Annotated in this window: 19 protein-coding genes; 7 read left to right on the top strand and 12 right to left on the bottom strand. The window is 69.0% G+C overall.

What is annotated here, in order from left to right; translation table 11 throughout:
- The first annotated feature begins 26 nt into the window (after window positions 1–26).
- Window positions 27–1,286: a PP2C family protein-serine/threonine phosphatase gene (locus tag ACZ7FF_RS05250; protein WP_470809666.1), complete on the top strand. Its 1,260-nt coding sequence runs from the start codon at window positions 27–29 to the stop codon at window positions 1,284–1,286.
- Here ACZ7FF_RS05250 and ACZ7FF_RS05245 read toward each other — a convergent pair.
- Together ACZ7FF_RS05245 and ACZ7FF_RS05240 are read right to left on the bottom strand one after the other, a co-directional pair.
- Window positions 1,237–1,788, bottom strand: a complete 552-nt coding sequence (locus ACZ7FF_RS05245) for a MarR family winged helix-turn-helix transcriptional regulator (protein ID WP_470809664.1) — start codon at window positions 1,786–1,788, stop codon at window positions 1,237–1,239. The genes ACZ7FF_RS05250 and ACZ7FF_RS05245 overlap by 50 nt on opposite strands.
- 225 nt (window positions 1,789–2,013) lie before the next feature.
- Window positions 2,014–2,187 carry a CsbD family protein gene (locus ACZ7FF_RS05240; RefSeq protein WP_470809662.1) on the bottom strand — a complete coding sequence of 58 codons (174 nt, stop codon included), beginning with the start codon at window positions 2,185–2,187 and terminating at the stop codon, window positions 2,014–2,016.
- A gap of 137 nt (window positions 2,188–2,324) precedes the next feature.
- Between ACZ7FF_RS05240 and ACZ7FF_RS05235 the strand changes: the two genes are divergently transcribed.
- Window positions 2,325–2,495, top strand: a complete 171-nt coding sequence (locus ACZ7FF_RS05235) for a hydrophobic protein (RefSeq protein ID WP_390748732.1) — start codon at window positions 2,325–2,327, stop codon at window positions 2,493–2,495.
- A gap of 98 nt (window positions 2,496–2,593) precedes the next feature.
- On the opposite strand, the gene ACZ7FF_RS05230 is transcribed toward ACZ7FF_RS05235, so the two are convergent.
- Complete coding sequence (locus ACZ7FF_RS05230; RefSeq protein ID WP_470809661.1) at window positions 2,594–2,767, bottom strand: hypothetical protein; 174 nt, start codon at window positions 2,765–2,767, stop codon at window positions 2,594–2,596.
- A 303-nt stretch (window positions 2,768–3,070) separates the two neighbouring features.
- On the opposite strand from ACZ7FF_RS05230, the gene ACZ7FF_RS05225 reads away from it, so the two are divergent.
- Window positions 3,071–5,017 (top strand): glycoside hydrolase family 6 protein, encoded by a 1,947-nt coding sequence (locus ACZ7FF_RS05225; protein ID WP_470809659.1) that lies wholly within the window; start codon window positions 3,071–3,073, stop codon window positions 5,015–5,017.
- 153 nt (window positions 5,018–5,170) lie between these two features.
- A complete protein-coding gene (locus ACZ7FF_RS05220) occupies window positions 5,171–6,673 on the top strand; it encodes a GH12 family glycosyl hydrolase domain-containing protein (RefSeq protein WP_470809658.1) in 1,503 nt (500 codons plus the stop codon).
- Window positions 6,674–6,783: 110 nt separating this feature from the next.
- Here ACZ7FF_RS05220 and ACZ7FF_RS05215 read toward each other — a convergent pair whose 3' ends face one another.
- Window positions 6,784–7,092, bottom strand: coding sequence for a UBP-type zinc finger domain-containing protein (locus tag ACZ7FF_RS05215; RefSeq protein WP_470810568.1), 309 nt, complete (start codon window positions 7,090–7,092; stop codon window positions 6,784–6,786).
- Between the two features lie 2 nt (window positions 7,093–7,094).
- Entirely contained in the window at window positions 7,095–7,565 is a 471-nt protein-coding gene (locus ACZ7FF_RS05210; protein ID WP_470809656.1) for a MarR family winged helix-turn-helix transcriptional regulator, read from the bottom strand.
- A gap of 138 nt (window positions 7,566–7,703) precedes the next feature.
- On the opposite strand from ACZ7FF_RS05210, the gene ACZ7FF_RS05205 reads away from it, so the two are divergent.
- A complete protein-coding gene (locus ACZ7FF_RS05205) occupies window positions 7,704–9,824 on the top strand; it encodes an MMPL family transporter (RefSeq protein ID WP_470809655.1) in 2,121 nt (706 codons plus the stop codon).
- 475 nt (window positions 9,825–10,299) lie between these two features.
- Here ACZ7FF_RS05205 and ACZ7FF_RS05200 read toward each other — a convergent pair whose 3' ends face one another.
- On the bottom strand, window positions 10,300–10,713 hold the full coding sequence (locus ACZ7FF_RS05200) for a hypothetical protein (RefSeq protein ID WP_470809653.1): 414 nt from the start codon (window positions 10,711–10,713) through the stop codon (window positions 10,300–10,302).
- A 38-nt stretch (window positions 10,714–10,751) separates the two neighbouring features.
- A complete protein-coding gene (locus ACZ7FF_RS05195) occupies window positions 10,752–11,387 on the bottom strand; it encodes a hypothetical protein (protein ID WP_470809651.1) in 636 nt (211 codons plus the stop codon).
- A gap of 598 nt (window positions 11,388–11,985) precedes the next feature.
- Between ACZ7FF_RS05195 and ACZ7FF_RS05190 the strand changes: the two genes are divergently transcribed.
- Window positions 11,986–12,240 (top strand): hypothetical protein, encoded by a 255-nt coding sequence (locus tag ACZ7FF_RS05190; RefSeq protein WP_470809649.1) that lies wholly within the window; start codon window positions 11,986–11,988, stop codon window positions 12,238–12,240.
- Window positions 12,241–12,557: 317 nt separating this feature from the next.
- Here ACZ7FF_RS05190 and ACZ7FF_RS05185 read toward each other — a convergent pair whose 3' ends face one another.
- A complete protein-coding gene (locus tag ACZ7FF_RS05185; protein ID WP_470809647.1) occupies window positions 12,558–12,698 on the bottom strand; it encodes a hypothetical protein in 141 nt (46 codons plus the stop codon).
- Window positions 12,698–12,952, bottom strand: coding sequence for a hypothetical protein (locus ACZ7FF_RS05180; protein WP_470809646.1), 255 nt, complete (start codon window positions 12,950–12,952; stop codon window positions 12,698–12,700). Before ACZ7FF_RS05180 ends, ACZ7FF_RS05185 begins: the two co-directional genes overlap by 1 nt.
- Window positions 12,953–13,181: 229 nt before the next feature.
- Between ACZ7FF_RS05180 and ACZ7FF_RS05175 the strand changes: the two genes are divergently transcribed.
- Window positions 13,182–14,006 carry a sensor histidine kinase gene (locus tag ACZ7FF_RS05175; RefSeq protein WP_470809644.1) on the top strand — a complete coding sequence of 275 codons (825 nt, stop codon included), beginning with the start codon at window positions 13,182–13,184 and terminating at the stop codon, window positions 14,004–14,006.
- 47 nt (window positions 14,007–14,053) lie between these two features.
- Here ACZ7FF_RS05175 and ACZ7FF_RS05170 read toward each other — a convergent pair whose 3' ends face one another.
- The 3 genes from ACZ7FF_RS05170 to kdpC form a co-directional block, all read right to left on the bottom strand.
- A complete protein-coding gene (locus ACZ7FF_RS05170) occupies window positions 14,054–14,449 on the bottom strand; it encodes a DUF3592 domain-containing protein (protein WP_470809643.1) in 396 nt (131 codons plus the stop codon).
- Window positions 14,450–14,469: 20 nt separating this feature from the next.
- The gene (locus ACZ7FF_RS05165) at window positions 14,470–15,174 is read right to left on the bottom strand and encodes a response regulator (RefSeq protein WP_470809642.1); all 705 of its coding nucleotides are present in this window, start codon (window positions 15,172–15,174) and stop codon (window positions 14,470–14,472) included.
- Window positions 15,175–15,286: 112 nt separating this feature from the next.
- A complete protein-coding gene (gene kdpC, locus ACZ7FF_RS05160; protein ID WP_470809640.1) occupies window positions 15,287–15,922 on the bottom strand; it encodes a potassium-transporting ATPase subunit KdpC in 636 nt (211 codons plus the stop codon).
- Window positions 15,923–15,931: the final 9 nt, after the last annotated feature.

Here is a 15,931-nt window from a genome sequence, read left to right as displayed (position 1 = left end):
CCACAAGGGAAGAGGATGGAGACGCCGTGAACGCCTCGGAGCAGGCCCCGTCCGCGGAAGCCCGGCTGCGGGCGGTTCCCCCACACGCCCTGGTGGCCACCGCCGGCCGTCTGCTGACGGAGCGCTTCGGCGCCGGGCAGGTGACTCTCCTCCTCGCCGACTACGGCCTGACGGTACTGCAACCCGTCACGCACCTGCCGCACACCGGCGATCCGGTCTCCGCCCACGACGGCCCCGCCGGTACCGCCTTCACCACGCAGAAACCGGTGGTGGAAGTCACCACCGACCCGGCCACGCAACTGGTTCACCTGCCCATGTCCGTACGCGGTGACCGCCTCGGTGTGCTCTCCGTCCGCGTGCCCGGCGCCTGCGCCGATCCGGGCACGGTACTGCGACTCGGGGAGTTCACCACTGCTCTGGGCCACGAGATCGCCACCGCCGGCCGGGACACCGACCTGTACCTCATGGCCCGCCGTACCCGCCGTCTCACCCTCGCCGCCGAGATGCAGTGGCAACTCCTTCCCGGCCGAGGGTGCGCCCGAGACGAATACGTCATCGGCGCTCACCTGGAGCCGGCCTATGCCATCGGAGGCGACAACTTCGACTGGTCCACCAGCGCCGACCACCTCACCCTGACCGTCACCGACGGCATGGGCCAGGGCATCGAGGCTTCCCTGCTCACCAGTCTCACCGTCGGCGCCCTGCGCAACGCCCGTCGCGCCGGCATCGGCCTCGCGGACCAGGCGTGCCTCGCCGACCAGGCAGTCTTCTCCCAGTACGGCGGCAAGGTGTACGCCTCCACGCTTCTGTTGCGCTTCGACCTCGACACCGGCACGGTCAGCGCCGTGGACGCCGGGTCCCCGCAGCTCTATCGTCAGCGCGGCGCCACGATCGAGCGCATCGAGCTCGAGGCACAGATGCCTCTCGGCATGTTCGAGGAGACCCTGTACGAGGAGCAGACCTTCCACGTCGAGGCGGGCGACCGCCTGGTCGTCATCAGCACCGGCGTCCACGGCACCAGGTCAGCGACCGGCGAGACGTTCGGGGAAAGCGTCCTGCGCCAGGTCCTGGGCGCGACTCGACAGACCTCGCCGCACGAGGCGGCACGCTCGGTCGTCGCCGGCCTGATCGAACACGTCGAGGGCGAAGCTCTCCTCTCCGACGCCGCCGTCGTGTGCCTCGACTGGAGCGGCCGCGATGCCGGGACGATCTCAGAGGCCGGCGGAGTGGTCGAACTCAGGTCGCCTTCGGCGGCGGGGGAGGGGCTTCATCCGATGCGCGACTGACGGCCTTCATGCCACGGATCAGCGCCGATCGCTCCGCCGGTTCCATGGCCGCGAGTACCGCGGTGAGGGCCTGGGAACGCCGACGGGCCACTTCTCCCAGAACGTGGCGTCCTTGACCCGTGAGCGTCAGCAGCACCTCGCGGCGGTTGCGCGGGTGCAGTGACCGCTCCAGCATTCCCGCCGCCTCCAGCCGGTCACAGAGACGGCTGGCGGTGGGAAGCCCTATGTCCAGCCTTTCCGCCAAGCCCGTAAGATTCACCTCCGGTGCCGCTTCCAGGGCCCGAAGCGCCCGCAGTTGGTGAAGGGACAAACGCACTGCCGCCTTCTGGGCAGCCATGGACCACAGGGCCGTAAGACGTTCCACGGCATCGGCGATCTCGTACGCGTCTGCGCTCGGATCTGCACCCGAGCCCTCAGCGCGGTCGTCGGCGCTGTCGGGAAGAGTCACGAGCGCATCACTTTCGACGAGATCAGGGTGGTGCGGGTGCCACCCATGTCCCATCGCCCTACCCGGGGAACCGGCGCGCAAGCAGCTTTACATGGTATGACCACCCGACCGCGCCAAACCCCACACCGTGGGGTCCACACACAGTGGGTCCGGACGGGTACCAGCGCTCCGCGGCGGTCCGCAACCTTCATGGGACGGATACTCCCACTACGCGACGAAGGGCCCTCCCGGCCGTGCTCCCGGAAGGGCCCCTTTCTCGTCCGCGCTGACCAGGACGAGTCAGTGCTTGAAGGCGTCCTTGGCCTTTTCCTTGGCCTCGCGAGCGTCACCCGTGCTCTTTTTCATCTGTCCCTCAGCGGCCATTCGGTCGTTACCGACGGCACTTCCCAGGGCTTCCTTGGCCGTGCCCTCGGCCTGCTCGGTCTTTGCCTTGGCCTTCTCGTGGGCAGTCATGGAAAAGCGCCTCCTCGTAGTTGCGGTCCGCTGTCGCGGTGATCCGCTTGTGCCCCGGCACTCCCTTCACAAACAACGTGGCGTCGGTGAATGGCGACAGAATTCCAGGGAAGAAGGCGGTGCAGGAGGTCGATAAAATGGTTCCCCTGTTGCTCGTTCTGCTTCTCGCACTGCTCCTCTTCGGCGCCGGCTTCGCGATCAAGATTCTCTGGTGGGTCGCCGTCGCCGTCCTGGTCCTGTGGCTCCTCGGCTTCGTCATGCGCTCCACCAGCGCCGGCGGAGGCCGGGGCCGCTGGTACCGATGGTGACCCGACCCGTACATGAGCCCGCGTCGAGGGGCTCGGCCGACATGACGGCCGAGCCCCTCGTGCGTGAGGAACGTTCAGGTGATCGAGTGGGTAACAGGTCATCCAGCGGGCGAGTTTTGGTCGATGTGCGGCCGGCAGGCGGCCTTGAGGGAGTCGGGCAGGCCATCGATGGCGAGGACCTCTTCGATGGGAAGGTCGCCCTCCCAGGCGTCCTCGTGCATTGCCGCCCTGATCAGAGCGTTGCGCTCCACCTTATTCTGCAGAAACCTCATGGCGTCATCGTCACTTGCGGCCCAGAGCGTTGAGGTTCGCCCGACACCGGTAGGGGACTTGGCAGTCGTCGTCCCGCAACGAGCACAGCGGGGGACCGGGAGGAGACCCTGCCCCCGACGGGCAGCGTCTGTCGGTAAACCGTTTCCGGCTTCAGGAAGTAAACACTCCGTCACCCGTTGACGACCTGGAACCCTTCTGGCTTTATGTGTGGGAGCGCTCCCATGCGTTGGACCCGACCGGAAGGAACGACAGTGCGATTACCACTGCCAGGGTGTATCAGAGCGGCCGTCGTCACGGCCGCGATGACCGGGGCCGCACTCGTGCCCTGCTGGGGGAACCAAGCCGCACAGGCCGCCGCCCTCCATGTGGCGAACCCGTATGTGGGTGCCACGCCCTATCTGAACCCCGACTACGTCGCGGAGGTGCACGCCCAGGCCACGGCCGACGGAGGCGCCCTCGGTGCCGCGGAGGCTCAGGTGGCCGGGTATCAGACCGCCATCTGGATGGATCACATCGGGGCCATCTCCGGTGATAGCACCCACCGGGGTCTGCGGGCCCAGTTGGACGAGGCCGCAGCGAAGGCCGGTGCCTCGCCGGTCGTGGTCGAGGTCGTCATCTACGATCTGCCCGGGCGTGACTGCGCGGCGCTCGCCTCCAACGGTGAGCTGCCGGCGACCGCGGCCGGACTGGACGAGTACGAGAGGCAGTACATCGATCCCGTCGCGGCGATCCTGGGCAACGCCAAGTACGGCGATCTGCGGATCGCCACCGTCATCGAACCCGACTCGCTGCCCAACGCGGTCACCAATCAGAGCAAGCCGGCCTGCGCCACGGCAACGCCCTACTACGAGCAGGGCGTCACGTACGCACTCGACAAACTGCACGCGATCCCCAACGTCTACACGTACATGGACATCGCGCACTCGGCCTGGCTCGGCTGGCAGAGCAACATGGGCCCGGCAGCCCGGGAGTACGCAAAGGTCGTCAAGGCGACCAGCGCCGGCTTCGACAGCGTGGACGGGTTCGTCAGCGACACCGCCAACTACACGCCCACCCAGGAGCCGTTCCTGACCGATCCGTCACTCACGGTCGGCGGCAATCCTGTGAAGTCGGCGAACTTCTACCAGTGGAACCCGTACTTCGACGAGTACGACTACGACAACGCCATGTACGCGGCACTCGTGTCGGCCGGCTTCCCGAGCCGCATCGGCTTCCTGATCGACACCTCGCGCAACGGCTGGGGCGGACCCCACCGGCCGACGCGGCTGGATTCCACGCCGGGCAGTGCCGACGACTACGTCACGGCCAACAGAGTGGACCGGCGGCCCTTCCGCGGCGACTGGTGCAACATCGACGGCGCGGGAATCGGCAGCCGACCGAAGACGGAGCCCTACGGTTCGGGCAGCCCGATCATCGCGTTCGTCTGGATCAAACCACCCGGCGAGTCGGACGGCGACTACCCCGGCGGCTCCCACCAGCACGGCGACCCGCACTGCGACCCGTCCGGCACTCAGACCGACGGAAACGGCGGAACCTACCCCACCGACGCGATCCCCGGCCACGACGTACCCGCCGGCCAGTGGTTCGGCGCCGAGTTCCAGCAACTGGTCCAGAACGCCTACCCGGTCATCGGTGGCACGGGCACGGGAGGCGACACCGTCCCGCCGTCCGCGCCCACGGGCCTGCGGGCGACGGCCACCACCAGTACCAGCGTCTCCCTCTCCTGGGCGGCCTCCACGGATGACACCGGTGTCATCGGGTACGACGTCTACCGCGGCGGTACGAAAGTCGCCTCCGTCGACGGCACCTCGTACACCGACACAGGACTGTCGGCCTCCACGACGTACGACTACAAGGTCACGGCTCGCGATGCGGCCGGCAACGTCTCCGCCCCCTCCGACGCGGTGACCGTATCCACGGCCGCGGGTGGCGGTACCGGAAGCGGAACAGGATGTTCTGCCACGTACACGGCCACCAACGACTGGGGCGGCGGCTTCACCGCCGATGTGACGGTCACCAACACCGGTTCGGCCTCCACCACGTCGTGGACGGTGACGTGGACCTGGCCGGGGAACCAAAAGATCACCAGCCTGTGGAACGGCACGTACACGCAGGCAGCCGCAGGGGTCAGCGTCGCGGCCGCGCCCTACAACGGCGTCGTCGAAGCGGGCAGGAGCACCGCCTTCGGCCTCCAGGCCGCCTACAGCGGCACCAACGACAAACCCGCGCTGACCTGCACCGCGACGTGAGAGGTCGAACAACGCGGGTCCCAGCGCCGGCACTTCCCGGGTGAGCGAACCCCCATCCACGGAAGGAACCGCGCCGACACGGACCGGTCGCAGAGGTGATTCCACACCCGGCCGAGCCCCCTCCCCCCACCCGGCCGCACCCCGCTGCGGCCGGTGACCGAAAGGATCTCCGTGCTCGGATTCCCCGCAAACCTCGGCAGGCGCAGCGCGGCACTGACCGGACTACTGGCCGCCCTGCTGCTTACTGTCATGTCCCTGATCACTCCGCCGCTCGCGCACGCGGCCACCCCCATCTGCGACAAGTTCGGCAGCACGTCCGTCTCGGGTGGCAAGTACATCGTCCAGAACAACGAGTGGGGCGATTCGATACAACAGTGCATCGACGTCACCGACGACGGGTTCCAGTACACCTCCGGGTACCACAACCTCGCCGGCAGCGGCGCGCCAGCCGCCTATCCGTCCATCTACGCCGGCTGCCACTACGGGAACTGCTCCACCGGCAACGGCCTGCCGCAGCAGGTCTCGTCGTTCACCGCTCCCACCTCCAGCGTGAACTTCACGACCGCCGGTGGACAGTGGGACGCCTCCTATGACATCTGGTTCGACACCAACCCGGACCCGGGCGGGCAGAACAACGGGGAGGAGCTGATGATCTGGGCCGACCACGCCGGGCCGCCCCAGCCGTTCGGCTCCAAAGTCGGCACCGTCACCATCGAGGGCGCCGACTGGGACGTCTGGTACGGCCGTCAAGGCAGCAACCCGGCCTGGAACACCGTCTCCTACGTCCGGCGGCAGACCACCGACGCAGTCACCGTGAACATCAAGGACTTCACCGACGACTCCGCTGTTCGAGGCTACCTGTCCCCGTCCTGGTACATGACCAGTGTGCAGTTCGGCTTCGAGCCCTGGGTCGGCGGACCCGGCCTGGGTGTGAACTCCTTCTCCTACGATCCCCACGGTGGTGGAGCCGGCAACGACGCGACCGCGCCCAGCGTTCCCACAGGTCTGGGCGTCACCTCCACCACCTCCTCCAGCGCCTCACTGTCATGGTCGGCCTCCACCGACAACGTGGGCGTGGTCGGCTACGACATCTACCGCAACGGCTCCAAGGTGGGCGCAGCGACCGGCACCAGCTTCACCGACGCCGGCCTCGCCGCCTCAACCGGCTACACCTACACCGTGTCCGCCTACGACGCGGCCGGCAACATCTCGGTGAAATCGGCTGCCGTGACGGCCACGACCAAGGCGAGCGGCAGCGGCGGCGGGACTCTGCTGTCGCAAGGGCGCGATGTCTGGGCCTCCTCCACGGAAAGCGCTTCTTACCCGGCCTCCCAGGCCGTCGACGGCAACACCGGCACCCGCTGGAGCAGCTGCTTCTGCGACGGGCAATGGATCAACGTCGACCTCGGGGCGAGCCATGACATCTCCCAGGTCGCCCTGAACTGGGAGACGGCCTACGCCTCCGGGTTCGAGATCCAGGTCTCCGACGACCCGGACTTCCGCACATGGAAGGACCTGGCCACCGTCACCGACGGCGCGGGCGGGGCGCAGAGCTACAACGTGTCCGGCACAGGCCGCTACGTGCGCGTCCTCGGCAGGCAGCGCGCCACCTCGTACGGCATCTCCCTGTGGGAGCTGCGGATATACGGCATTTGAGACGCCCGCCGTGCGGGAGGTGCCTGAGCCTCCCGCACGGCACCCATCCCCGGGATGCCGGATCCCGGGGCACGCGGTGTGGCGTGGATGTCGTGCTCTTGGCGCGCTGATCAGGCGTCGCGTGGCTCCAGATACACCTCGTCGACGTAACACCAGGCCCACACCTCGCCCGGCTCCGCGGAGCGGACGAGAGGGTGCCCGCTTGCTTCGTAATGAGCGGTGGCATGGGCACCTGGCGAACTGTCGGAGCAACCGATGTGGCCGCAGGCCAGGCAGACTCGCGCTCCCTGCCCCTCGTGCCCAAGGGCAACGCACTCCAGGCACACGTCGCCGTAAGGCACAGTTGCTGAGGCCGCAACGGCGATGTGTGTGCAGCTGCGGCCCTCCGGACGGCCGCCGTCCGGTCGCGTCACCCACATGGTCATGGTGTTCCCTCACTGTCCTTTTCCAGGAACCGCCGGTAGGCCTGGGACAGGTTCGTCAGATAGCGCAGCGCGCCGGCCCTGTCCTGCTCGGACAACTCTTGCCCGGCGTCGAAGAGCATCTGCAGCAGCGGGACGAGCGCGCCCATGACGTGCCGCAAACCCTGGTCGGTGACGTCGAGGACCTGCCGGCGTCCATCTCCGGGGTGCCGGCTGCGCGTCATGTGGCCTTCGGCGACCAGGCGGTGGACCGTCTGTGTGCCGGCGGCCGACGTCACGCGCAGGCGCCGGGCCAGCTCCGCCGGCCCGATCTGCTCGTCGGCTCGGGCCGCCATCACCACGTGTTCCATCGCTTCCACGTCCGTCAGGGGCATGGCGAGCTGCTCGGCGAGCTCCAGCCGGGCGAGCTGGGTCAAGGTCAGCACGTCGCGCAGTGCATCGGACAGCTCATCGTGCGGCGGCTCGTTCATCTCGAAGCCCCGCCCGGTAGCTGCCTCTGCGTGGGCCTGCGAAGGCCTGCCCGGGCCTCCCGTGGATCGCTGTTGCGCCATGTCGGACAGTCTGGCACGCTGAAAGTAGCTAAGTAACTTAACTATCTGGAGTGCGTCGTGCCCACCAGCTCGCCTCAGCCTGCCGCACCTGACGCTCCCTCCCTCGTCGGAGGACCCCGAGCAACCGGCCGAAGGCCCAGGCGACCCGTCCGTCTCGCCCTGCTGGTCGTCGTGCTGGCGATCACCGCCCTGGGCGCCGCGTTCAGCCTCGGTCCATCCGACGCAACGACCACACGGAACACAGGGGCGGGCCTGCCCACCGATTCACAATCCGCTCAGGTCGCGCGGATCGTCAGCTCTTCCCCGTCCGGCTCCGTGGCACCCGCTCTCGTCGTCTACAGCAACCGTGACGGCAGTCCTCTCACCGCTGTTCAGACAGCCGCCATCGAGCGCCAGGCGACTGCGCTCGGAAAGCTCGGCCTGCGCCCCGGCGCATCACACCCGAACGTCTTCGATGGGAAGGTCGCCGTCATCGCCGTTCCCCTCAGCAGCAGTCGGAGCGATCAGGAGAACACCCAGAAGATCGACGCCATCCGCGCAACGGCCCGCCGCGACCTGCCCACCTCCCTCCAGGCCCAGGTGACCGGCGCCCCGGCGTTCAAAGCCGACCTCGGCAAGGTCTTCGACGGCGCCGACACCAACCTGCTGATCGCGACCGTCTGCGTCGTCGCCGTCCTGCTGTTGATCACCTACAGGAGCCCGATCCTGTGGCTGGTACCGCTGCTGGTCGTCGGCGCGGGCGACCGTACGGCAAGCGTTCTGGTCGGCACACTCGCCCCGCACTTCGGCGTCACGGTCGACGCGTCCGCCGCAGGCATCCTCTCCGTCCTCGTTTTCGGTGCCGGCACCGACTACGCACTCCTCCTCGTCTCCCGCTACCGCGACGAACTGCGCCTGCACGAAGACCGCTTCACCGCCATGGCCCGCGCCTGGCGCGCCACCGTTCCGGCCGTTCTCGCCAGCGGCGTCACCGTCGTCCTCAGCCTGCTGACCCTGCTGGCCGCCGAGCTCACGGGCAACCGCGGCCTGGGCTTCGCCGGAGCCGTCGGCATCCTGGTCGCCATGCTCTTCGGCCTGGTGGTTCTGCCCGCCGTCCTTGTCCTGCCCGGCCGATGGCTGTTCTGGCCCGTGACGCCGAAACTCGGCCAGCCGGTCACCGCGGAAGGCGCGAGCGGCTGGGCCAGGGTCGGTTCTCTGGTCGGCCGCCGCCCCGTGTGGGTGGCCACGGTCGGCATCGCCGTGCTCCTCGTCCTCTCTTCCGGCGTGCTCGGCCTGCGAACCGGTCTGTCCCAGGCCGACTCCTTTCGCAAGACGCCCGAAGCCGTCCTGGGGCAGCGCAGCCTGCAGACCGTCCTTCCCGCCGGCGCGACCGAACCCCTCACCGTGATCTCCACACCGACCACCGCCCAACAGGTCGCCCGCGCGGCCCGCCGTGTCCCGGGCGTCTCCGAGGTGACAGCAGGGCAACGCGCGGCGCAGTGGACCAGCACGGACGTCGTTCTCCGAGAAGCCGCCGGCACCAGCGGCTCAAACCAGGCCATCACCGCCCTCCGCGCACGCCTGGCGAAGATCCCCGGAGCACACGCCCTCGTCGGCGGCACCACAGCCGAAACGTACGACATCGCTCAGGCCGACGCCCACGACACCAAGGTCGTGGTCCCCCTGGTCCTCACGATCGTGTTCGCCGTCCTGGCCATCCTGTTGCGCGCTCTCGTCGCGCCCATCCTGCTGGTCGCGACGGTGGTCGGCTCCTTCTTCGCCTCGCTGGGAGCAAGCTGGATGCTCTTCCGGACCGTCTACGACTTCCCCGCCCTCGACAGCAGCGTGATCCTCCTGTCCTTCCTGTTCCTTGTCGCGCTGGGCGTCGACTACAACATCTTCCTCATCGCCCGAACACGAGAGGAGACCCTGGCCGGGCATGACACCCGTAGGGCCGTCCTCGCGGCGCTCGCCTCCACGGGAGGTGTCATCACGAGTGCCGGCATCCTGCTCGCAGCAGTGTTCACCGTCCTCGGTGTGCTCCCGCTGATCACCCTCACACAGATCGGGATCATCGTCGGCATAGGCGTGCTCCTCGACACCCTGCTCGTGCGCACAGTGCTGGTGCCCGCCCTGGTCCTGATCACCGGACGCCGCTTCTGGTGGCCCGCCCACCCGGAAACCGCCCATCGCCCCTGACCTGCGATTTTCTGACCGACGCCGTCGCTGTGACGGCGAGCCGTGCTCCGGTTCGGAGGACCCCCGAGTCGAGGTTTCGCTCCCGACAGCGACGATCACCCTACGTCTGCCCCCCCCGGAAGGTGCCTCCGGCAGGCCGTCGAACCGGTCCGCCAGGATCATCGCCACGTCGTCCGCCAAGCTGCCACCGGTGTGACGGATCAACGCCCGGTGCAGTTGCTCCAGGAAGTCTCGTGGAGTGGGGCCGATGCCTATCCCCTCCATCGCCTCCGGCAGGGCGAAGACTCGCTCTCGCCCGCGTAGATGCCGCCCCAGCGGCGGCGCCGTCCCGACGTCTCGCTCTCGTGCGCGGCGAGCGCCGCCTACGACCGGTCTCGCTACGTCGGTACCGGGCGGAGGCCCCAGCCGCCGGGCTCCCGGCGAAACGGGAACCCGGCTGGCAGGAGTTCGTTCCCTCCGCTCACCTCCGACCGGCTCAGGCGGCTGGTCGACCGGGGATGCCGGGGTGCCCGCCGACCGGCCACCGGAGGGAGGGATCAGCGGGGCACACCCAGCGGGGCCCGCTGTCGGGATCCGAGTCCGCGGCGGGGACCAGCCGCATGGGGTGGGGGTGGCCGGACCGGCAAGCCGGCCATGCCCGGCTGCTGCCGAGAGACGGCAGGTGCTCCAGTACGGCGTCCTGGGTGTGCCCGGCGATGATCTCCACCTGCACCTCGGCGTCGAGGTCCGCGTTGAACTCCAGGTACCCCACCGGAACGCCGTCCACCACGAGTTGCCGCCAGTAGCGCGGGTCACCAGCGCCAGGCGAGCGTTCGACCAGGCGGCTCGTCAGCCCGCAGACCGACAGGTCATGGGCGACGGCAGCGAACAGTTCCTCGGGTGTCGGCACGGCTCGGTCTCCTTGTTGTGTGCTCGCCGTCCGAAACGTTACGGCTTGAACGTGCAGTTCACATACCGGTAGCCGCCCTGGCTCGGCTTGGCGACCGAGTACCACACCCACAGGAACGACACCGTCGCCCCGCGCGGCATGGTGTACGTCTTGTTGCTTCGCACGATGTGGAACGTGCGCGGAAGCGGGCCGTGGAAGTGGTAGTTCCATGGTTCGACGTGCGGCTGGTAGACGTTGGCCTGCCGGTTGTTCGCGAATATCTGGGCGCTGAGGTTGACCACGCCGAACCTTCTGTTGGCCGGGCGCAGCTTCACCCCCCAGGGGATGCCGTACCGCATGGACTCCTGCAGGGTCACGTCGGCCGTGGTGTGCTTGAAGGTGCCTCGGCACTTCGGTAGCGCCGCGGCTGCGACAGCGCTCTGCCGGACCGAGTCGGCGTTCTTCTTGAGCGCGGCCGTGACGCCCCCGGTGTCGAACGTTCCCCCGCCCGAGGAGACGCCCTCGGCGGCGAGCCGGGACAGCAGGTCGGCCGACTGCTGGGCGGTGTCCGTCGCGGAGTCCCTAGAGGAAGAAGCGCTGCGATCGGCTGCCGCAGCCCCCGGAACGGCGGCGCCCCCGCACAGCATCGCGGCCAGACAGGCGGCAACGCCGGTACGGCGAAGGGTTGCGCGCACAGAGATGGCTCGGGTCACTGATCTACCCCCGTGAAGTGACTGGTCAGGTCTGCCCGGCTCTGACCTGTCAGGTGTCGCCGGGCATTTGTGACTCTATACAGGGGAGGTTGATGAGACGTCAGTTCTTAACGGGATCAGAACGCGCCGGAGCCACGGGAGGGCCCTGTTGCCCTGGCCCCGTGGCATTCGCTCGCGACCTACACCGCCTGGTACGCCCGTGCCAGCTTCTACACCGCTGCCTCGAACACGGTTTTCGAAGCGGTTCCTGCCTGGCGGAAACGACGGTCCGGCGGCTGCTGGCCCGCATCGACGGCGATGCGCTGGACCGCGCGGTCGGACGATGGCTCGCCGACCGCCGACCGCCGACCGCCGACCGCCGACCGCCGACCGCCGACCGAAGGCGACCAGCCTGCGCAGCCTCGCGGTGGACCCAAAAGCCTGCGCGGCGCGGCCACAGCGAAGGCCACCTGCTCGCCGCACTGGAGCACGCTGCCGGCCTGGTCCGGGCCCAGCAGGACGTCGGCGAGAAGATGACACACAAGAAGCCGGGCGACACTCACGTCGAGGCCCGGGGGGAACCAAGAAAGGTGAGATACCAATGACACACTCCGCTGGGCCGCCCCCGCCGGGGCGCCGAGGCCCGGACAAGCGGCACTGGCTCAAGCCCCAGGGTTCGCGGGCTTTCGTCCTCGGCGTGTGCATGGCCGTCGGCGGGCTGGCTGGCGGGGTTCGCTCCGCGCAGGACGGCAAGGGGATCTGGACCATCGTCGGCACCTTCGGCCTGGGGATCTTCGGCCTCATTGTCGTCGTGAGTTTCTTCGCCAACTACGGGGACCCGCGAGGCCGCCGCTGAGCCCCTTTCAAGGTCGACGCGGCCGGCGCCTGACGGCCCCCGAGTCGGCCCGACGCAAGCCAGGCCCCCCATTCGCACCAAACGCGATGGTAGGAGGGGCTGTTGCTGCCTCCGTCACTGAAAATGATGGAGCATGCCCAGCCCTCCGAGCGTCGGCAGAGCCGTACCCACCGGTCGCCGTCATACCGGACCAGGCACGACATTGCACTTTCGTCGTGAGTCTGGGACGTCGCAGGCACCAGGAGCACCCCCTGCCGCGGTGGTGAGTCTGCAGGTGCCTGCCGACTCGCATGACGGGCTCCCCCCTCCGGCCCTCGCTACTGGCCCGACGACGCCCGATACCGGTGGATCAGCGCGATGGCCATGGCGCCTTCGCCCACGCCGGAAGCCACCCGCTTGATCGAGTGGGCGCGCACGTCACCGGCCGCGAAGACCCCTAGGACGCTGGTCTCGAGCATCAGCGGTTCGCGTGCCAACGGCCAGTCGGCGGGAGGCTTCCCGGCGAGCAACAGGTCGGGGCGGGGCCGGTCAGCACGAAGCCGTGCTCGTCGCACTCCACGACCCCGGCCAGCCAGCCGGTGCGTGGCCGCGCACCGATGAAGGTGAAGACGAACCGCGCCCGCTCCTCAACCTCGTTCCCCGTGGCGTCGTCGACGAGCGTGATGCGCTCCAGGTGCCCGTCGCCGTGCAGCGCGAGGACCCGGGTGCTCACACGCGCGGGCTTCGGCGGAGGCGGGGACCCTCGCGGATCTGGCGACGTCGGCGTTGCGCGACCGCGACGATCTGCCGGCCCTGCTGGAACGCGTCCGGACCACCTTCGGCCTTGAGGCGCTCAGCCTGCTCCAGCGGGAGGGCCCGGACACCCGAGAGTGGTTCGTCACCGCCAGTTCGGGGCCCCGCCCGCCCGAGCGACCGGAGCAGGCGGACACGGAAGTGCCAGTGTGGACGAACTGGTGCCGGCCGCGCGTGGCAGGCCTCTCGACGAGGACGACCGGCGCCTGCTGCACGGCTGCGCCGCCCAGGTGACGGCGGCCTGGGAAAATCGGCGCAGTCGCCGGCAGGCCGAGGCCCTGAGCGAGCGGGCCGTCTCCGACCGGCGCCGCGCTGAGGCCCTGCGGGCTGCCACGAACGATCTGGAGATGGAGGTTGCAGCGGCGCAAGCGGCACTGGAGCGGCTGCGGGAGCGGCGAACGCCCGCGACGGCTGCTCAGTGTGCTGCCCTGTGCGACCGCTCCGAACAGGCTGTCCGTCGGATCGGGGCCCTCGTCGGCGACGTGCTGGACCTGAGCCGGGTGCACGCCGGCGCCCTGGACGTGCATCTGCGGCCGGTCGACATGGACGAGGTGATGGCGGTCGTGCTCGGGGACCTGAGCCCGGGCGGGCACACCCTGACACTGGAGATGACCGAGGACCTGCCAGACGTGATCGCGGATGCCGCGGTGCTCCCCCGGGTGGTGACCGACCTGGCAGCCCATGCGCTGCGTCGCAGCCCCGACGCTGAGCCGTCCGCCGTGACCGTGGTGACGGCCGATGGCCATGTCGAGATCCGGCTGGTCGACCACGGTCCTCCCGGCGTCGAGGCGAGGGAGGTCGTGGGCGTTCCGGCTCCGGTCAGCGGGCTGGTGCCGCGCCTGTGCGCGGACCTCGCGCAGCTGATCGGTGGCGAACTGCGGTGGGAGGTCACGGCCGGCGGTGGTCTGACCGCCGTGCTGAGCCTGCCTGCGGCGGCCGAGAGCGGGAACGCCATGCGCCGGACGGCGGATTGAAGCCCCTCTGTAAGTGGCAGAGGGGCCGCAAGGATGCAGAGCACGGACTACGGCGCTGTGAGGACGACCAGCACCACCGAGAGCAGAAGCACGAGGGTTCCCGCGGCAATGAACGCGTAGTCCAGCAGACGCCGTTCGCGGCTGTGGACGACCACGGTGCCCAGGTCGGCCGGATCGTACGTGATCAGCAGCGTGTCGCCGTCGCGCAACGGCCGCCGCCGTGTCGCAGGCACGGGGCTGCCGATCTCCACCACTTGGCCGGCCTCCGTGCTGAACTGGAGCAGCGGGCGTGGCATGGAGGGATCGGCCTCACGCCCTGCGGGGTTGCGCTTGACCAGTGCCCAGGCCTTGACGCCGGTCCGCTCGATCCTGCGGGTCTGACGCAGGCCGGTGATTCCGGCGAGCGTCATCACGCATCCGCCGCAGGCGGCGAAGACCGCCATGACGACGGTGTCTCCCACGCTCACCGTGCCGTGCCTCCGCCGGGTTCGAAGCGGTAGCCCATGTGGGGCTCGGTGATCAGGTAACGCGGATGGGCCGGGTCGGGTTCGAGTTTGTGGCGCAGGCCCGAGATGTAGATGCGCAGGTAGTTGGAGTGCTCGTCGTGGCCCGGTCCCCAGATGTCGCGCAGCAGCTGGTGGCCGGTGACCAGTCGTCCCGGATTGCGCAGCAGGGGGGTGAGAAGCCGCCATTCCGTGGGCGAGAGGTGGACGGGCTCACCGCGACCCGCATGCCCCACCACGGTGCGGGCGGTCAGGTCCACGGCGTATTCTCCGACGCTGACTGTCCCCGGTCCGGAACCGCGGTCCGTGCGACGTAGTACGGCACGAAGCCTGGCCAGCAGTTCCTCCATGGCGAACGGCTTGGTCACGTAGTCGTCGGCGCCCGCGTCCAGCACGTTGACGACGTCGGCGGGAGCGGCATGCTCCGACAGGGCGATGACCGGCATGGACGACCAGGACCGCAGGCCGGTGATGAGATTGGTGCTGTCCGCGTCAGGCAGGTCGAGGTCGACGATCACCGCGTCAGGCGGCTTGCCGGCGGCCAGTCTGAGGGCGCTGGTCGCGTCGGGCGCGGCGGCGACGGCGTAGCGCTGCGCGGTGAGACTGACGTCCAGAGCACGCAGCAGCTGTGGCTCGTGGTCGACTATCAGCACGTGTCGCGTCATCTGTGTTCCTCTTCCTGCCCTGGACCGACCTCTCGAGCCAGGAGTCACGTGGTCCGGTCGGGCGAGGGTGAGCTCGCCGGGGGACGGCGTGAAGCATGCTGTGCGGTCGTGTTCATCGTTGCTTCAACGCGGCCAGATCGTGGTTCAGCCGAACGACATTGACGTTTTCCTGACCCAGAAAACCCAGCTCCTGGCCGCTGACGTGTGTGACGACGAGATGTCGGACTGCGGCGGGGGCCAGTCCACGGGCCTTCGCCACCCGGTTCACCTGCTGGTAGGCGTACGCGGGTGAGATGTCCGGATCGAGACCGGAACCGGAGGCGGTGACCGCGTCGGCGGGAACGCTGCTCGGCCGGACGCCGTCGAATGCTGCCACGGCGGCGCGGCGCTGGGCGATCGTCTTGACCAGCGCGGCGTTGTTGGGGCCGAGGTTGGAGGCGCCGGAGCTGGTCGGGTCGTAGCCGGTGCTTCCCGCCGCGGACGGGCGGGGCTGGAACCATTTGGTGTCGGGTGCTGGTGCGGTCTGACCCTTGTGCAGGGGACGGTCGAAGGTCTGGCCGATGAGGGCGGAGGCGGCCGGACGTCCGTTGTCCTTGATCATGGATCCGTTGGCTTGGCGTGGAAAGAGGCCCTGGGCGATGCCCGTGACGGCCAGCGGATAGGCGATGCCGGTGATCACGGTGAACACCAGCAGCATGCGTAGCGCCGCCAGGTGGTGGCGGACCACATGGGCGAGAGAGCCGAACACGAAGATCGC

It is taken from the genome of Streptomyces sp. NPDC037126 (genome assembly GCF_055605965.1).
The sequence above is the reverse complement of the archived record's forward strand: the minus strand, read 5'-3'. Positions and strand labels throughout refer to the sequence as shown.

Coding starts and splice junctions, on each gene's coding strand:
- ACZ7FF_RS05245 (WP_470809664.1), bottom strand. CDS start 1,788: ATGGGACATGGGTGGCACCCGCACCACCCTGATCTCGTCGAAAGTGAT.
- ACZ7FF_RS05165 (WP_470809642.1), bottom strand. CDS start 15,174: ATGACGCGACACGTGCTGATAGTCGACCACGAGCCACAGCTGCTGCGT.
- ACZ7FF_RS05170 (WP_470809643.1), bottom strand. CDS start 14,449: ATGGCGGTCTTCGCCGCCTGCGGCGGATGCGTGATGACGCTCGCCGGA.
- ACZ7FF_RS05215 (WP_470810568.1), bottom strand. CDS start 7,092: ATGTGGGTGACGCGACCGGACGGCGGCCGTCCGGAGGGCCGCAGCTGC.
- ACZ7FF_RS05210 (WP_470809656.1), bottom strand. CDS start 7,565: ATGAACGAGCCGCCGCACGATGAGCTGTCCGATGCACTGCGCGACGTG.
- ACZ7FF_RS05240 (WP_470809662.1), bottom strand. CDS start 2,187: ATGACTGCCCACGAGAAGGCCAAGGCAAAGACCGAGCAGGCCGAGGGC.
- ACZ7FF_RS05235 (WP_390748732.1), top strand. CDS start 2,325: ATGGTTCCCCTGTTGCTCGTTCTGCTTCTCGCACTGCTCCTCTTCGGC.
- ACZ7FF_RS05225 (WP_470809659.1), top strand. CDS start 3,071: ATGACCGGGGCCGCACTCGTGCCCTGCTGGGGGAACCAAGCCGCACAG.
- ACZ7FF_RS05185 (WP_470809647.1), bottom strand. CDS start 12,698: ATGCTCGAGACCAGCGTCCTAGGGGTCTTCGCGGCCGGTGACGTGCGC.
- ACZ7FF_RS05230 (WP_470809661.1), bottom strand. CDS start 2,767: ATGAGGTTTCTGCAGAATAAGGTGGAGCGCAACGCTCTGATCAGGGCG.
- ACZ7FF_RS05190 (WP_470809649.1), top strand. CDS start 11,986: ATGACACACTCCGCTGGGCCGCCCCCGCCGGGGCGCCGAGGCCCGGAC.